General features: G+C 63.3%; 12 protein-coding genes and 1 pseudogene. 7 read left to right on the plus strand and 6 right to left on the minus strand.

Annotation, left to right across the window (positions count from 1 at the left end):
- Complete coding sequence (locus ACWA7K_RS13405) at window positions 1-1005, plus strand: homoserine kinase (protein WP_456161898.1); 1005 nt, start codon at window positions 1-3, stop codon at window positions 1003-1005.
- Window positions 1006-1018: 13 nt separating this feature from the next.
- Window positions 1019-1798, plus strand: a complete 780-nt coding sequence (locus tag ACWA7K_RS13410; protein ID WP_456161899.1) for a BPSS1780 family membrane protein — start codon at window positions 1019-1021, stop codon at window positions 1796-1798.
- A 180-nt stretch (window positions 1799-1978) separates the two neighbouring features.
- Here the strand turns inward: ACWA7K_RS13410 and rpiA are convergent, their stop codons facing one another.
- Window positions 1979-2641: a ribose-5-phosphate isomerase RpiA gene (gene rpiA, locus ACWA7K_RS13415; RefSeq protein WP_456161900.1), complete on the minus strand. Its 663-nt coding sequence runs from the start codon at window positions 2639-2641 to the stop codon at window positions 1979-1981.
- Between the two features lie 71 nt (window positions 2642-2712).
- On the opposite strand from rpiA, the gene ACWA7K_RS13420 reads away from it, so the two are divergent.
- A complete protein-coding gene (locus tag ACWA7K_RS13420) occupies window positions 2713-3750 on the plus strand; it encodes a quinone-dependent dihydroorotate dehydrogenase (RefSeq protein ID WP_456161901.1) in 1038 nt (345 codons plus the stop codon).
- Between the two features lie 30 nt (window positions 3751-3780).
- On the opposite strand, the gene ACWA7K_RS13425 is transcribed toward ACWA7K_RS13420, so the two are convergent.
- Both ACWA7K_RS13425 and ACWA7K_RS13430 read right to left on the minus strand, forming a co-directional pair.
- Window positions 3781-8775, minus strand: coding sequence for a type I secretion C-terminal target domain-containing protein (locus ACWA7K_RS13425; protein WP_456161902.1), 4995 nt, complete (start codon window positions 8773-8775; stop codon window positions 3781-3783).
- Between the two features lie 15 nt (window positions 8776-8790).
- Window positions 8791-9312 (minus strand): hypothetical protein, encoded by a 522-nt coding sequence (locus tag ACWA7K_RS13430; protein WP_456161903.1) that lies wholly within the window; start codon window positions 9310-9312, stop codon window positions 8791-8793.
- A 57-nt stretch (window positions 9313-9369) separates the two neighbouring features.
- Here ACWA7K_RS13430 and ACWA7K_RS13435 point away from each other — a divergent pair, with 57 nt between their 5' ends.
- A complete protein-coding gene (locus ACWA7K_RS13435) occupies window positions 9370-9750 on the plus strand; it encodes a hypothetical protein (protein ID WP_456161904.1) in 381 nt (126 codons plus the stop codon).
- A gap of 908 nt (window positions 9751-10658) precedes the next feature.
- Here the strand turns inward: ACWA7K_RS13435 and ACWA7K_RS13440 are convergent.
- The gene (locus ACWA7K_RS13440) at window positions 10659-11540 is read right to left on the minus strand and encodes a hypothetical protein (protein WP_456161905.1); all 882 of its coding nucleotides are present in this window, start codon (window positions 11538-11540) and stop codon (window positions 10659-10661) included.
- Window positions 11541-11662: 122 nt separating this feature from the next.
- Window positions 11663-12301 carry a hypothetical protein gene (locus ACWA7K_RS13445; RefSeq protein WP_456161906.1) on the minus strand — a complete coding sequence of 213 codons (639 nt, stop codon included), beginning with the start codon at window positions 12299-12301 and terminating at the stop codon, window positions 11663-11665.
- Between the two features lie 402 nt (window positions 12302-12703).
- On the opposite strand from ACWA7K_RS13445, the gene ACWA7K_RS13450 reads away from it, so the two are divergent.
- From ACWA7K_RS13450 to acuI, 3 genes are all read left to right on the plus strand, one after another.
- Window positions 12704-14455, plus strand: coding sequence for an HDOD domain-containing protein (locus ACWA7K_RS13450; protein WP_456161907.1), 1752 nt, complete (start codon window positions 12704-12706; stop codon window positions 14453-14455).
- A gap of 100 nt (window positions 14456-14555) precedes the next feature.
- Complete coding sequence (locus ACWA7K_RS13455; RefSeq protein ID WP_456161908.1) at window positions 14556-14855, plus strand: hypothetical protein; 300 nt, start codon at window positions 14556-14558, stop codon at window positions 14853-14855.
- 123 nt (window positions 14856-14978) lie between these two features.
- On the plus strand, window positions 14979-15968 hold the full coding sequence (acuI, locus tag ACWA7K_RS13460) for an acrylyl-CoA reductase (NADPH) (RefSeq protein ID WP_456161909.1): 990 nt from the start codon (window positions 14979-14981) through the stop codon (window positions 15966-15968).
- A 132-nt stretch (window positions 15969-16100) separates the two neighbouring features.
- On the opposite strand, the pseudogene ACWA7K_RS13465 reads toward acuI, so the two are convergent.
- Window positions 16101-16289: pseudogene (locus ACWA7K_RS13465) on the minus strand (DUF1016 N-terminal domain-containing protein); the annotation flags it as partial.
- Between the last annotated feature and the right edge of the window lie 27 nt (window positions 16290-16316).

A 16316-nucleotide genomic window follows, 5' to 3' on the forward strand; every position in this document is an offset into this window, starting at 1 on the left:
ATGGCAGTCTTCACCGACGTGACGGCCGGCGACGCCGGCGAGCTGAGCGCGCGCCTGGGCCTGGGCCGCGTGGTGGCGCTGCGGGGGATCACCTCCGGCATCGAGAACACCAACTACTTCCTGACCACCGACCGCGACGACGGCCAGGGCGCGCATGAATGGGTGCTGACGCTGTTCGAGCGCCTGACCGCCGAGCAGCTGCCCTTCTACCTGCACCTGATGAAGCACCTGGCCGGCCACGGCATCCCCGTGCCGGACCCCCAGGCCGATGCGTCCGGCGAGATCCTGCACACGCTGTGCGGCAAGCCCGCCGCCGTGGTCGACAAGCTGTCGGGCGGTCACCAGCTCGCGCCGTCGGTCTGGCACTGCCAGCAGGTCGGCCAGATGCTCGCCCGCATGCACGTCGCCGGGCGCGATTTCCCGATGCACCAGCCCAACCTGCGCGGCCTGGCCTGGTGGCAGGAGACCGTGCCGGTGGTGCTGCCCTTCATGACCGCGCCGCAGCGCGCGCTGATCGAGCAGGAACTGGCCTTCCAGACCGAGCTGGCGCACAGCGCCGCCTACGCCGCGCTGCCGCGCGGGCCGGTCCACGCCGACCTGTTCCGCGACAACGTCATGTTCGACGGCCTGCCCGGTCACGAGAAGCTGACCGGCTTCTTCGATTTCTACTTCGCCGGCGTCGACACCTGGCTGTTCGACCTGGCGGTGTGCCTGAACGACTGGTGCATCGCGCTGGACACCGGCCGGCTGGATGAGGAACGCGCCCACGCCTTCGTCAGCGCCTACGACCGCGAACGTGCCCTCGGCCACGACGAGATCCGCCTGCTGCCGGCGATGCTGCGGGCCGGCGCGCTGCGCTTCTGGACCTCGCGCCTGTGGGACTTCCACCTGCCGCGCGAGGCCTCGATGCTCAAGGCCCACGACCCGACCCACTTCGAGCGCGTGCTGCGTGAACGGGTCGACAACCCGTGGCACTGGCTGCGCAGCGACGGTCGGCCGGACTGACGGGCCGACGACGATGAAACTGCGCAACACCCGCGCCCGCGACGGGCTGGCCTGGACCCTCGACGGCCTGCGCTGGATCCGCCACCAGCCGCTCCATCTGACGGGCCTGTTCGGCGTGATGCTGTTCAGCCTGGCCCTGCTGTCGCGCCTGCCGCTGATCGGCGCCGTGCTGGTCACCGCGCTGCTGCCGGCGATGACCGCCGGCTGGGTCCACGTGGTCGACCAGATCCGCCGCCACGACGCCAAGGCCACGCCCGGCCTGCTGTTCGCGCCGCTGCTGGAAAGCGGCCCCAACCGCGTCACGCTGCTGAAGGTCGGCCTGGCCCACGGCCTGTGCATGTTGCTGGTGCTGGCCCTGGTCGACCTGGTCGACCCGAGCTTCGGTCAGGCCTGGCAGGACATCGCCGACGCCACCACCGACGAGGCCACCAACCGCGCGATGCAGGAGCTGCAGATCGGCATGTTGTGGCGGCAGGTCATCGTCGTGCCGATCGCGCTGGTGTTCTGGCACGCGCCGGTGCTCGTCCACCGCGACGGCATGGGCCTGGGCAAGGCGCTGTTCGGCAGCGCCCTGGCGACGCTGCGCAACCTCGGCGCCTTCGTGGTCTACGGCGCCTCGTGGCTGGCGCTCTCCGGCCTGGTCGTCGGCGTGCTGGCCCTGTTCGGCAGCCCGCAACTGGTGCTGCTGATCGCCGTGCCGCTGGCGATGGTGATGTCCGCCGGCTTCTACGCCTCGCTGCACGCCACCGTGCATGGCTGCATCGACTTCGGAGCGGATGACGGGCCGGCGTGACGACGCCCCCCTCACCCCCAACCCCTCTCCCGCAAGGGGCGAGGGGAGTCAGAAGGATGCCTCACGCCGATGCTGCATGGCTCCCGCAAGGGGCGAGGGGAGTCAGAAGGATGCCTCACGCCATTGCTGCATGGCTCCCTCTCCCCTTGCGGGAGAGGGCTGGGGTGAGGGGTTGGCCCCTCAGAACGTCAACGTCCTGACGCCTTCGGCCGTCCCCAGCAGGCACACCGCCGCCTTGTGGCGCGCGAAGATCCCCACGCAGACGACGCCCGGCCACTGGTTGACCTCGGTCTCCATCGCCAGCGGGTCGGTGATCTTCAGGCCGCGCACGTCCAGGATCGGGTTGCCGTTGTCGGTCGTCACGCCGGCGCGGATCGTGGCCTGCACGCCCGGCATCGCGTTGAAGCGGCGGGCGATCTGCGCGGCGGCCATCGGGATGACCTCGACCGGCAGCGGGAAGTTGCCCATCACGTCGACCAGCTTGCTGGCGTCGGCGATGCAGATGAAACGCTCGGCCAGGTCGGCGACGATCTTCTCGCGCGTCAGCGCCGCGCCGCCGCCCTTGATCATGTGACCGCCGTGGTCGATCTCGTCGGCACCGTCGATGTAGACGGGGATGCGCTCGACCTCGGCCGCGTCGAACACGTGGATGCCCAGCGCCTGTAGGCGCTCGGTGCTGCGGATCGAGCTGGAGACGGCGCCGCGGATGCGCTCGCGGACGGGCCCCAGCGCGTCGATGAAGCAGTTGACCGTCGAGCCGGTGCCAACCCCCACGATCGCGCCATCGGGCACATAGGCCACGGCGGCCTGGCCGACGAGGGCCTTGAGCTGGTCTTGGGTCATCGGGGCGGCGGGAGTCGTCATGGCAGCGGTCTGGACAGGGGTCGGAAAGGCTTCGGGGAGAATCCGAAATTATGGCCCTGGTCCCCTACGCACTCACCCGTCCCTTCCTGTTCGGACTCGATCCGGAAGCGGCCCATGAACTCACGCTCGACGGCATCGCCCGCCTGCAGAACACGCCGCTGCAATGCCTGTGGGCGCAGTCCCGCGTGGCCGATCCGGTGACCATCGCCGGCCTGCGGTTCCCCAACCGCATCGGCCTGGCCGCCGGGCTGGACAAGAACGGCCGCTGCATCGACGGCCTCGGCGCGATGGGCTTCGGCTTCATCGAGGTCGGCACCGTCACCCCGCTCGGCCAGCCCGGCAACCCGAAGCCGCGCATGTTCCGCCTGCCCGCCAAGAACGCGCTGATCAACCGGCTCGGCTTCAACAACGAGGGCCTGGACAGCTTCCTGGCCAACGTGCGCCGCGCCACCTCGTTCCGCCGTGCCGGTGGCCTGGTCGGCCTGAACATCGGCAAGAACGCCGCCACGCCGATCGAGCGCGCGGCCGACGACTACCTGATCGCGCTGGCCGGCGTCTACCCGCACGCCGACTACGTGACGGTCAACATCTCCAGCCCCAACACCAAGAACCTGCGTGCGCTGCAGAGCGACGAGGCGCTCGACGCCCTGCTCGGCGCGCTGCAGCAGCGCCGCCAGCAGCTGGCCACCGAACACGGTCGCCACGTGCCGATGTTCGTGAAGATCGCGCCCGACCTCGACGAGACCCAGGTCGGCGTGATCGCCGCCACGCTGCGCGCCAACGGCATCGACGGCGTCATCGCCACCAACACCACGCTGGCCCGCGACGCCGTCGCCGGCCTGCCCCATGCCGACGAGGCCGGCGGCCTGTCCGGCGCGCCCGTCCTCGAGGCCAGCAACCGCGTCATCGCCCAGCTGCGCGCCGCCCTGGGTCCGGCCTACCCGATCATCGGCGTCGGCGGCGTCCTCAGCGGCGCCGACGCCCGCGCCAAGCGCGCAGCCGGCGCCGACCTCGTGCAGGTCTACACCGGCCTGATCTACCGGGGGCCGGCGCTGGTGCCGGAATGTGCAAGGGCCTTGCGGGGCTGAGCCGGTGGGCCGCGAGCCGGTGAGGCCGCCTCAGGCCAGGATCACCCGCTCGTCGCGCAGCGCCATCAGGTCCGCGTTCAGACCGCCGCTGCGCCAGCCCTTGTCCAGCGTGATCGTCTGATCGGCCGCATCGAACAGCCCGCCGCCCTTCAGGCTGACCTTCAACACCGCGTCATCGCCCACCTGGAACAGCTTCAGGTACTGGCCCGCGCTGCCCGGTGACGACCAGTCGATCGCCACGCCCTGCAGCAGGCGCGTCAGGTCGATCTGGTCCCCTTCCAGGGCCGAGAAATCGGTGATCCGGTCCGCGCCCGTCTCCTTCGACTGGAAGGCGAAGACATCGGCGCCGGCACCGCCGGACAGGACGTCGTTGCCCGCGCCGCCGAACAGGCTGTCGGCCCCGGCGCCGCCGACGATCTGGTCATCCCCCGCCAGACCGTCCAGCCGGTTCGCCCCGCCGTCGCCCATCAGGTAATCCCGCAGGTTCGAGCCGATGGCGTTCTCGATCGAGGCCAGCCGGTCGGGTATGCCGTCGTAATACTGCGCGCCGTAGCGATACCGCCAGGCCTTGCCCGCCGCCAGGTCGACCCAGACGCCCCCCGTACCGCCAAACCCGCCATAGGTGCGGCCACCGTCATAGTTCCGCACGCTGTAGTCGACCGTGTCGATGCCGCTGCCGCCGTCATACGTGTTCTGTTCCCAGCCGAGATTCGTGCGGATCAGGTCATCTCCGTCGCCGCCGTAGACCTCGTCATTGCCGTCGCCGTCATAGAACACGTCATCGCCCGCACCGCCGGACAACACATTCCGCGCCGAATTGCCACGCAGGATGTTGCCGAGGTCGTTGCCGGCGCCGTCGATCGCGGCGCGGCCGGTCAAGGTCAGGTTCTCGAACTGGGCACCCAGCGTGTAGCCGATGGTGGCTTCCACGGTGTCCACGCCCTCCGCCTCATATTCGATCAGCACCGCCTCGTTGCCGTCGACGACATAGGTGTCGTTGCCCGCGCCACCCAGCAGCGTGTCGGCGCCCATGCCGCCCATCAGCCGGTCATCGCCGGCCAGACCTTCCAGCCGGTTCGCCCCGGCGTCGCCAACCAGGAAATCTCGCAGGTTCGATCCGATGGCGTTCTCGATCGACGCCAGGCTGTCCGGAATGCCGTCGTAATACTGCGCGCCATACCGATACCGCCAGGCCTTGCCAGCGGCCAGATCGACCCAGACACCCCCCACACCGCAAAACCCGCCATAGGTGCGCCCGCCGTCGTAGGCCCGCACGCTGTAATCCACCGTGTCGATGCCGCTGCCGCCGTCGTAGGTGTTCTGTTCCCAGCCCAGGTTCGTGCGGATCAGGTCATTTCCGGCGCCGCCGTAGACGGTGTCGTTGCCGTCCCCATCCAGGAACGTGTTGTTGGCGGAATTCCCGGTGAGCACGTTGTTCAGGGCATTGCCACTGGCGTTGATCGCGGCATCGCCCATCAGCACCAGGTTCTCGACGTGGTTCGCCAGCGCATGACTGACCGTTGCATAGACCGTGTCGACTCCGCCGCCCGCCTGTTCCACCACCGCATCGGCCGCGTCGTTCACGAGATACCGATCGCCGGCCATGCTGCCGACCAGTTCATCGGCACCCTCGGTCCCCATGTGGCTCGCGGCCGCGAGTTGCCCCAATTCGTTGACCGACCACGTCTGACCGTCCGCGAAAATGAATCGCTCGATGCGCGCAAGCCCATCCTCGGCAAACTGCCCGCGGATGGCGACATAGTCGGCGCCACCCCAGTTCAGGATCAGGTCGTTGCCTTCACGTGAGGCGAAGGCATACGCCGCCAGCAGGCCCGAGCCGAACTGCAACACGTCGGTGCCCGAACCGTCTTCCGAAACATCGGAAATCGTGTCGACCCCATCGCCCGCCTTGAAGACATAGGTATCGCTGCCACGGCCGCCGTGCAGGATGTCGTTGCCGGCGCCACCGACGAGGGTATCGTCACCCGAACCGCCGATCAGCCAGTCGTCGCCCGCCGCCTTGGCCGGATCCGCTTGGTAACGCTGTTGCCACGCATTGAGAATGCCGATGCGGTATCGCGTCAGATACAGGTCGCGGTCCTCGCCGGCCGCGCTGGCATAGATGTAGGCCCCGGTCGGCCGGTGCTCGGCGTCCGCCAGATCACCCATCAAGAAGTCGTTGCCGGCACCGCCGTCCAGGATGTCGCCGCCCTCGTCGCCGACCAGCACATCATCGCCGTCGTCACCCTGGACATAGTCGTCACCGCCACCGGCATACACCGTGTCGTTGCCGTCGCCCGCCACGATCGCGTCATCGCCGTGGACTGTCAGGGTCGTCAGCGCATCATCACCCCAGATGCGGTCATTCCCCGCGCCACCAATCAGGACATCGTCGCCACCGTTGCCAAAGATCTGGTCGTTTCCATCGCCGCCCTCCACATAATCATCGCCATGCTGGAGCGCAGGCGTGCTCAAGGTCAGGTCATCACCACTGAGAATGTCATCGCCCTCGTCCCCGTGAATCTCGTCGTTGCCGGCACCGCCGTAGGCAACATCGTCACCGGTCCCGCCCTTCAGGTTGTCGATGCCCTTGTTGCCCCACAGCCAGTCATTCCCATCACCGCCCAGGTAGGTATCGCTGGAATCCACATCGGCGCGCAGCGTGCCGGGCAGGACGTGCATCAGGATGCCGGTGTCATCGAGCTTGACTTCCTTGCGCGGGAATGACTCCGCAAACGACGTGATCGTCAACCACCGACTGGTGTTCCAGTCCCAGATCGTCTTGGTGACATAACTGATCGACAGCCCATCGGCCAGCTGATCATTGCCAGCCCCACCCTCGCCATAGTTGTTCCCGGCCAGCGCGAAGAAATAGTCGTCACCCCCCTGGCCATAGAACAAGTCCCCGCCCCCCTTGGACTCGACCAGATCATTCCCCTCGCCCATCGTGAAACTCTCGGTCGCGAAGGTTTCCCTGACGGTCGAACCGGCGATGCGCTTGCTGTCCCAGATGTCGTCGGGGAAGGTATCGGTACCAACATAAGCGATGGTCGCGACCCCAGGCGTCGGGACATCGCCCGACAGGGAAATCCCCAGGTATCCATCCGCCAAGGCGCTCTGCTTGTACGCGCCCTGCAAGGTGATGCGTTCGGACTTCACCTCCACGATCAGGTCGTCACCCTTGCGGGTATAGACCTCGCCAGCAACGCCTTGCCACATGTGCTCACCGACATGCTTGGTCGCCAGGCTGATTCGTATACCTCCCAGCGTCACATGACCTCTTCCGTCGCTGTCGATGATGGTGTCGCCATCACCGGCGAGATACTCATCATCGCCCTCGCCACCGACCAGCGTGTCCGCGCCGGCGCCACCGTCGAGGGTATCGTTGCCAATACCTCCTTCGAGGCGATCGTTGCCACCCAGGCCGTTGAGGGTGTCGTTGCCCGCGCCGCCAAACAAGGAGTCGTTCCTTCCTCCGCCACTGAGACTGTTGTCCGAGGCATCACCAAAGCGCACATTGCGCAGCTGATCGGTGCTGGCGGCGCCCACTTTGATGTTTTTGCCGCTGCCCAGATCCTCGTAATAGGCGCTCAGGGTGGTCGGTTTGCCAATGATGATCCCCATGTTGTCGGTGATGTTGGCCTGCAGCAACCAGGCTTGCATGGCGCTGCGCTCAGTCAGCCATGCATCGCTGAAGTTGTCCGCGAGGCTTTGCCATTGGCTGGCCACGTCAGCCCGCACGGCCAGCAATTTGGCTTGCGCAGCGTTGTCGCTGCAGCTGACGCTGAGGGGGCTCAGGTCATACAAGCACAGGAACTGCGCGAAGTCGGTCGTGGCCGCGATGGCAGATACAGCGTCTACTGAAAGGGTTAACTTGCCTGCCATCGCCTTGAATGTGGCGTTGTTCTGCAAGGCGTCAATGTTTGCGTGATAGTTTGCCCTGCTGCTTGCGTTGTCACCCGTATCGCCAACCTGTGTCTTACGGATGTCAGAACCTTGCACTATTCGACGGACAGCATCGAGCACTGACTCGTAACTCGCCTTCATGTCATTCGAACCCGCCTGCACGATACGGTTGAACGCATCCAACGTCAGGTCATTGTCCAGTTTCGATAATGCTGTTCCGAGGACAAGATAGTCGGTCAGCTTGAACATCGAGTGATTCGCAATCAGCCCATCCGCCAAGGTATCCTCTTGGTAGAGCGCCACCTTCCGACCGTATTGATTGAATCCAATTGCCCAATAAGGCACCTCCCCCCAGCTGTTGGTCGTAAAATTTTGACCGCTTTCAGCGCGGTAGTTCGTTTGCTTCACGCCCGCCGCATCAAAGCTACCCATGCCCAGGGCGCCGATACCCAGAATAGTCTCAATCCTTTTAAATTCGCTTTGGATGTTGTTACCCATCAAGTCGCTGAAACCAGCACTATTGAAGGTATTGACCTCACCCACGCCGGCACCGAACAGGCGCGTAAACGCCGTCGCCAAGTAACCACCCAAACTGTGGCCATTGACAGCGGCGATCGAATTAGCCTGACCATACAGTTCGCCCGTGGCGGCCACCGGGGTGTCTTCAACGAAGGTATTGAAGGTAATCTTGGCCTTGACGCTGATTTCCACCTTGATCTGCTTGACCACGTCCCCGGGCTTGGCAGTCGCTCTCATCCACCAGTTGGCCATATCTCGCACCTGGTTATACGGCACACCGCGCCCGGAAAGAGCGAGGTCATCATTAATGTCCTGCAGGCCTTGCGTACCTCGCATGGAAACATAAACCTGACCCGCGTAGTCTGTGCCGCTCTTGCCTTTCCAGACCACCGCATCAAACCCACCCGTGGGCGAGAGGGTTTGCGTGAGGATATCGAAGTTGGCTAGCAGGTAGTCGGCCTGGGGTTGGGTGAGGCGGGCGGTGAGGTTGTTGCGGATGGTGTCTGCAGGCAGCAACTGCTTCTTATCTGTATCCCACAGAGTCAGATACGAGGCATCAGCCAGAAGCGCATTGGCATAAGAAGCTTGAATCGTATTCATGATGGCATCTCCAATTTAAAGATTTGGGCGAGGCTCTGAGGTGAGCTCCAACAACTTGAGGGCTTCTTGATATTTAGGGAAAGACCAAACTGCACCAGGACAACTCTCTGGCAGGAGTAGCGGCATGGATGTACCACTCGAACCAGCAGGGGACCCAAGAAATCCGGCCGAGAAAAATAATCTCATGCGCCGAATTACAGGCCGCCTTGTGCCACTAAGAACTGACGAAGCCTTCTCAACCCTGACCCTGATATTAAAGCCGACGGTTTGCTCATCTCTAGAATATTCATCGTAGTACGTCAACACCCCGCCCTTGACCGAGGAGTCATACCAAAACGCTTCTTCAGCTTGCTTGCACAATGCATACGCTTGCGGAATGGCGATGACTTCATCGATCACTGGCACAAAGAACACCAACGGCACAAACAGTATTGCCCATGCAATATTGAGTCCAAACCATTTGGGCAACTCGCACCCGAGGTAGAGAGCAATCATTAGCCACAGACCGATGGCACCGAAAAACAATAATCCGATCATGCTGCGGCCTTCCAATATGATTGGTTCGCCGCCTTGTGTTTAGCGTGATTGATCTGCATGAATTCGCCCCTCAATATTGCCCATATCCAGGACACAGTTGACTATCAAGTCGCTAAAACCAGCAATATTGAAGGTAATCTTGGACTTGACGTTGATTTCCACCTTGATTTGCCTGACCCCATCCCCTGGCTTGGCAGTAGCTCTCATCCATCTATTGAAAGCCCCACCCCTATGCGGGCAATCGACCTCAAGGATTACTTATTAACCTCACGCCCGGCAGTAGCAGCACTTACTCAGAAACAGTGGAATCCAAATATGAAGAGTGCTCCCGCGAGGCATCCCGCCCGTGCCTCTTTACCAACCAAACCAAAGTGGGAACCGCAACCCAGACCAACCAGAATCTCAGCGATTTCGCATACAACTGCAAAGCCTGATTGAGTGTCAAATGTGAAGTCCAAATCACCGAATGATCACCCGATGCATACATCAACACCCCTGCCTGTCTGTAGAAATGCGGCAACCAGACGTGTAGACCATAGCTAAAACAAACCTTTATCTCTCTACCTTTCAATAAATCCAACCGACCAGTTTCCATCTCTCGAAACCCGCCCTGATAGAAATCATATTCAACACCATCCGCACCCGCAAGAGTCCCAGATGCCATGCCCTTTCTTGGCCGACTGACGTGAGTGAGGATTCCCGATTGACAAGGCAATTCATCCCATGACGAGCGTCCCTCAATGACAGGTATTCAATAACAATACCGCTCGCAGAAATCGTGGACAAGAAAAACAGAAACAATAGGACGCAACCACCAGCCGTTCTCCTAGCACAGATGTACAGCCAAGCAACCCAATGCAGCTTGAGGCGGGAGGCAATCCCCTCCGACGCAGACTTAATAAAGGTTGCCCTCTTGAGATCACCCGTGATGACAAATCGCTTTCGTTGATCAATTTCTTGCAATACCCTGCGGGGACGCAATTCCGTTTGACCCATTCAGCCAACACCATCCAAGCCACTTCTCGCGGAAGCGAGCCAATTGGATCAGCGGACTAGCCATGCCAACTGAATAAACATCACCAACGAAATCGCGTCGACTATCAGCACCCACTTCAGTAAAGTCAACTCAAGGCATACGCTTAGCATAAATCAAACGAAAACCATAGATTCAGGTGATCGAAACTGCGACATGTTTGTCGTGTCCAACCTTATCGAGGACCAAATGCCTACGCGATGGACAACTTCTTTCCGATCATGCGGACAGCATCGTGAAATGGCCCGGACGAGAGGGCTTGTTTGAAAATCTCACAGCCACTATTCGCTTGTAGTGAACATATAACTCATGATCAATCCTCCCTGAGGATGGAATCAGATAAATACTGTTGAAGAGCTCTCAGAGCGGGGACAACGCTCGGAAGAAGCGCCGTGGAATGATGGATGCGCGCAGCGCCACCTTTGAAATCGAAGCTATCAGCCTCGACATCACACGGGAAGGTTCGCGTACCAATGTCCAATTGCTCCAGTTCGGCGATGGTCATGGCACCTATTGGAAACTCAACCTCGTGTGACCAGCAATTAACATATCTCGGAGTGAGCCCGTCACGACGCGGCCAATCAACAAAAATAAGCCGAGAATCGTTGACCTTTGGATTTCGAACCGGCTCCAGCCACATTTCCAGCCCCGGATAGGCCTTGAGCCTCACGATCTGGTGCGCAGGCCAAGTTGACGGCAGGGACGGCGACCGGTAATTGGGATCCGGGCACTTCGTCGGATCAAAGTGTGCCTTGCAAGCTTTGCCCAATCGCCGGTTTCCCAGCTTGGCAGCCACGCTCAACAAGCGCCAGTGCGCCGGAAGTTCCTGCATCTTGAGATTCATGTAGGAATAGCCTGGCATGTCCACCAACGGCACTTCAGCCGCCGTGACGATCTTTTTTCCGGTCCAATAGAACTCCGCCGAAAATCCGATTGCGCCACATTCGCCGTCATCCTTGATGGACGTTTGCGGCACGAAGAAGGAAAACCTCGTGGCGTCAATTTCACCGCCACCGATGATGGGCACGCGGCGCTTGCCCACCATTGAATCCGAACAGGCCTGCTCGCGCTGGCGATGATCGGCCATGCGCTCGCCTGTCTCGTCGAGCTTGCAGCCTGCCATGCCCAAGACTGCGCACAGGCAAATCGCCCTCAGAATGGACTTGACCGCTCCGTTTGCAATATTCATGTTCACGTTCAATTTCTATCGAAGTGTCCGCATCAACGCCTTTCGGAAGCGCTCCCGCATCAGTTTCCGAATTGGAAATCCAGCGCGCAAGTACCGCAAATCAAAACGAAGCCACCGCCATTTATTCTTTACATCACGACCACAGAACTTGAATATGCAACTCGCTCTCGCCACGCCTCCCCGCCATGCCTCTTGAGCAACCAAACAGAAGCAGGCAACGCAATCCAAAGGAAAAAGAATTTCACCTCTCCCTCATATGACATCAGCGCCTGATTAAAATTCCCCCTTGAAGTCCAAGTGACCCTGCGATCGCCCAAAGAGTAGCTTACTATTCTCGCTCGCTTATAAATCAACAGAGACAAGATGTTCATCTCATAGTTGAAGCAAATTTTGATTTCTTCGCCCTTCAACAATATCAAATGCTCGACCTTCAGAGATCGAAATGCACCGTCGTCAAATTTGTGCTCACCCCCTTCAGCGTCGACAATCACCACAGACGACATGCCTTTTCTTGGGCGACTGAAATTAGTAAACAACCCAGTTTGACATGGCAAATCATCATATGACGAGTATTGTCGCAATGACAGGCACCCAAAGAGCGCATGACTTCCGACGATGGTAGAAAACCCGAATAAAACCATGAGAACGCATCCACCGACTGTTCTTGTTGCACAAACATAGAACCAAGCAACCCAGGTCAGCTTGAGTCGATGCTTGACCGCCTCCCTCGCGGATCCAAAAATCGCAAATCTCTTGACTTCACTCATGATATTGACGCGCTTCTAATTGATTAATGCGACCCACCTTCAGACGGTACAAAATTCGTTTAATCCATTCAGCAACCGTCACCCAGGCCACCTCTCGAAAACCGATCCGAATGCATCAGCGGACCATCTATGCCGATTGAAAGCAGAGTCACCCACGAATTCCGGCCGACTATCAGGAGCCGCCTCATCGAAATCAACTCAAGGCATACCCTTGGCACAAATCAATGGAAAACCAGAGATTCATGTGGTGAAACTCCGAAGCCTTGATGGCGTCGGCAGGTTTCGTTCTGGTGTGACGCCCGCGCACCGGTCGGCGGTGCCGGGGTTGCTGGACGAAAGCGCCCCCTTCCACCGCTTGATCCACCGTTCGGCACGGGACGACGCTGCTCAGAATCCAGCGGCATGAGTACCCTCGCCGCCCCTCAACCCCAGCCTGACGTGACTGCGCAGCCGATCGATGCGGCGGCGCCTGAGGGTGCGGGTGCCGCGCCGCCGGTCGACCCGGCTGCGGAAGCGGCGGCGCTGGAGGCGGCCGAGCGGGAGGCGCAACTGGCGCGCTTGATGCAGCGGATGCAGAAGACGGCCGACTTCCCGGCGTTGAAGGATTCGATCCGGGGCATCCAGAAGATCTCGCGTTCGGACACCGCGCACCTGCGCGCGCTGAGCGACGAGGTGCTGGGTGATGTCGGGCTGACCAACAAGCTGCTGCGGCTGATCAACACGGCGTTCTACAGCTCGGTGGGCGGTGGCGGGATCACCAGCATCAAGCGGGCGATCGCGCTGATGGGGTTCCAGTCGATCGGGATGCTGGCGGCGTCGCTGGCCCTGTTCGAGAAACTGCCCAAGGGCCCGGACGGCGAGCGGGTGCGGGCCGAGTTCCGGCGTTCGCTGCTGGCGGGGATGCTGGCCAGCGAGCTGTGTCCGGGTTTCAAGCACCAGGAGCTGGCCTATCTGAGCGCGCTGTTCCAGAACCTCGGCACGATGCTGAGCTGGATGCATTTCAAGGACGAGGCGACCGAGATCGAGGCCAAGCTGGCCGAGCTGCGCGCGGCGGCCGGGGCCGAGCAGGATGCCGCCGATGCGGCCGCCGAGAGCCATCCGGACCCCCACCACGCGACGGTCCAGCAGACCGCCCGCGAGGTGCTGGGCATCGGCTACGAGGACCTGGGCGTCGAGGTGGCGCGCCAGTGGGGCTGGCCGGAGGACCTGCAACTGGCGCTGCGCCGGCTGCATCCGCGCGACCCTGAACAGCCCGCCGGCAGCGAGGAGCGCCTGCGGGTGGCCTGCACCGCCGCCAACCTGCTGGCGGCGAAGCTCGAGAACCTGCACGACCCCGAACAGATCGAGGGCTGTCTGGCCGAGTTCCTGCCGGCCTGGGCCGTGCCGCTGGGCATCGACGCAGAGATGCTCGCCGGCATGGTCGAGCGCGCCCGCGGCGAATGGATCGAGATGGCGACGATGCTGGGCCTGCCGGTGCCGCAGGGCGCGCCGGGCAAGGGCGGCAAGCCGGCGCCTGCCAAGCCGGCGTCGAGTGCCGGCAACGGGCCGGAGCTGATCAAGCCGAGAGCGTCGAACGCAACAGGAGGCACCGCAACGGCACGGCCCGTGCCGCCCAAGGTGCCCGTGCCCGCCGCCGTCGGTCAGGCCCTCGGGCGGGCGCTGGAGGCGGTCAGCGAACTGGCGATGTCCGATGCGCCGCTGGGGGTCGTGCTGCAGGCGCTGATGACGCAGATCCAGCAGGCGCTGCAGCTGCAGCGCATCGTGGTGTGCCTGCGCGAGCCGGCCAGCGGCGACCTGGTCGGGCGCATCGGGCTGGGTGACCGCGCGACCACGCTGGCGCCGCAGTTCCGCATCGCGCTGAGCCCGCCGAACTGCCTGTTCGGGCTGCTGTGCGCGAAGAACGCCGACACGCTGATCTCGGACGCGGCCGACCCGGTGATCGCCCAGCGCCTGCCGGGCTGGTACGCGAAACAGGTGCAGGCGCCGACCTTCCTGCTGTTGCCGCTGAAGCTGGGCGACAAGCCGCTCGGGCTGATCTACGGGGACCGCGCGCGAGCCCATTCGTTGCAGGTCGGCGACGCCGAACTGACGCAGCTCAAGGCCATGCGCAACCAGCTGATCATGGCCATGCGGATGCGCGGTGCGGCGGGCTGACAGGCGCTGGGTCTCCGTTCACACTGTCACTGGCGGACGTCACCGGCGTGTCTTGAAGTCGGCGGTTTTGCGCTAATCTGAAGTCACTCCCGGATCCACCATGTCCACCCTGATGCGCATCCTGTTCCGACTCGTCCTGGTCCTGGCGGCCACGGTCTTCATGGCCAGCCTGGCCGTCGCCGGGGTCATCCTGGCGCTGGGTTATGCACTGTGGTGCCTGGTGCAAGGCCGTCGCCCGCAGTGGCCGACCATCTTCATGGGCCCGCTGCGTCACATGCGTCGCCACGGCACCGGCTTCCCGGGCAACCGCACGGGTACCAGCGGCCCGATGCCGGGCTGGCGCCGCAGCGGTCACCCGGCCGACGCCGGCGTGATCGAGGGCAACGCCCGCGAGCTGTGATCGGCGGGGTCGACCTGACCCTGCCCTGACGTCCCGCCCGCGTCGCGTGGGCGTCACCCAGGTGGCTGCGGCGCGGCACGCGCGCCCTTAGCATCGTTGCTCCACGATCCGAGGAGACCCACGATGTTCCGCGCCATCCTGTTGCAACGGGCTGAAGACAAGTCCACGCTGGCCAGCCTGCAGACGCTCGACGAGAGCCAGTTGCCCGACCGCGACGTCAGCATCGCCGTCGAGTGGTCCACCCTCAACTTCAAGGACGGCCTGGCCCTGACCGGCCGCGGCGCCGTCGTGCGCCAATGGCCGCTGGTGCCCGGCATCGACCTGGCCGGCACGGTGACCGCCAGTCGCAGCCCGCAGTGGCAGCCCGGCCAGCGCGTCGTCGTCACCGGCTGGGGACTGGGCGAGTCGTACTGGGGCGGCCTGTCCGAACAGGCCCGCGTCGACGCCGGCTGGGCGCTCGCCCTGCCCGACTCGATGAGCACGCGCGACGCGATGTCGCTCGGCACGGCCGGCTTCACCGCCGCGCTGTGCGTCATGGCGCTGCGTGACAAGCACGGCCTGAAGCCGGGTGACGGCGAGGTGCTGGTGACCGGCTCGGCCGGTGGCGTCGGCTCGATCGCCATCGCGCTGCTGGGCAGCCTGGGCTACCGCGTGATCGCCTCGACCGGCCGGCCGCAGGAGCGCGACTACCTCGTCAGCCTCGGCGCCGCCGACATCCTCGACCGCAACACCCTGAGCGCCGCCGGCAAGCCGCTGCAGACCGAACGCTGGGCCGGCGTGGTCGACACGGTCGGCAGCCACACGCTGGCCAACGCCTGCGCACAGACCCGCTTCCACGGCGCCGTCGCCGCCTGCGGCCTGGCCCAGGGCGGCGACTTCCCGTCGACCGTCATGCCCTTCATCCTGCGCGGCGTGACGCTCTACGGCATCAACAGCGTGCTGACCCCCAACGACGAACGCGCCCGCGCCTGGCAACTGCTGGCCGACCATGTCTCGCGCGACCAGCTCGCCCGCATGACCCAGGAAATCGCCCTCAGCGAGGCCATCGCCTTCGCGCCCAACGTGATCGACGGCAAGGTGCGCGGGCGGACGGTGGTGGATGTGAGGCGGTGAGGCCGCGCAGCGCGTATTCGGCTTCGACGCGGTGGCGCTGACGGCACAGCGGCAAGCCGAGGGCAGGCGCTCGGCTTCGCCTTTCAGGCGCTCGACGAAGTTGCTCACCGCCTGGCCACTGCGGGCCAGCAGCTGGGTGGAGATGTGATGCCACAGCACGTTGCGCGACCAGCCGTGCGCGATGGCCCCCCGGGCGTACCAGATGCGCTCTTCGCGTGATTTCAGCTTGCTCATCAGCAGGAGGTTCTGGCCCCAAGGCAATCGTCCAACAAGCTGTTGGACGATTGCCTCGTCGGGCCCGGGCAACGACCGCCTTGGCATAGTGTCTCAACTTCACGTTGCCACACC

This window comes from Leptothrix mechoopdaensis (SeqCode) (assembly GCF_053893855.1).

Bases quoted from the DNA above. Each gene is read 5' to 3' on its own strand.
- ACWA7K_RS13405 (WP_456161898.1), top strand. From the start codon at position 1: ATGGCAGTCTTCACCGACGTGACGGCCGGCGACGCCGGCGAGCTGAGC.
- ACWA7K_RS13410 (WP_456161899.1), top strand. From the start codon at position 1,019: ATGAAACTGCGCAACACCCGCGCCCGCGACGGGCTGGCCTGGACCCTC.
- rpiA (WP_456161900.1), bottom strand. From the start codon at position 2,641: ATGACCCAAGACCAGCTCAAGGCCCTCGTCGGCCAGGCCGCCGTGGCC.
- ACWA7K_RS13420 (WP_456161901.1), top strand. From the start codon at position 2,713: ATGGCCCTGGTCCCCTACGCACTCACCCGTCCCTTCCTGTTCGGACTC.
- ACWA7K_RS13425 (WP_456161902.1), bottom strand. From the start codon at position 8,775: ATGAATACGATTCAAGCTTCTTATGCCAATGCGCTTCTGGCTGATGCC.
- ACWA7K_RS13430 (WP_456161903.1), bottom strand. From the start codon at position 9,312: ATGATCGGATTATTGTTTTTCGGTGCCATCGGTCTGTGGCTAATGATT.
- ACWA7K_RS13435 (WP_456161904.1), top strand. From the start codon at position 9,370: ATGAATTCGCCCCTCAATATTGCCCATATCCAGGACACAGTTGACTAT.
- ACWA7K_RS13445 (WP_456161906.1), bottom strand. From the start codon at position 12,301: ATGAGTGAAGTCAAGAGATTTGCGATTTTTGGATCCGCGAGGGAGGCG.
- ACWA7K_RS13450 (WP_456161907.1), top strand. From the start codon at position 12,704: ATGAGTACCCTCGCCGCCCCTCAACCCCAGCCTGACGTGACTGCGCAG.
- ACWA7K_RS13455 (WP_456161908.1), top strand. From the start codon at position 14,556: ATGTCCACCCTGATGCGCATCCTGTTCCGACTCGTCCTGGTCCTGGCG.
- acuI (WP_456161909.1), top strand. From the start codon at position 14,979: ATGTTCCGCGCCATCCTGTTGCAACGGGCTGAAGACAAGTCCACGCTG.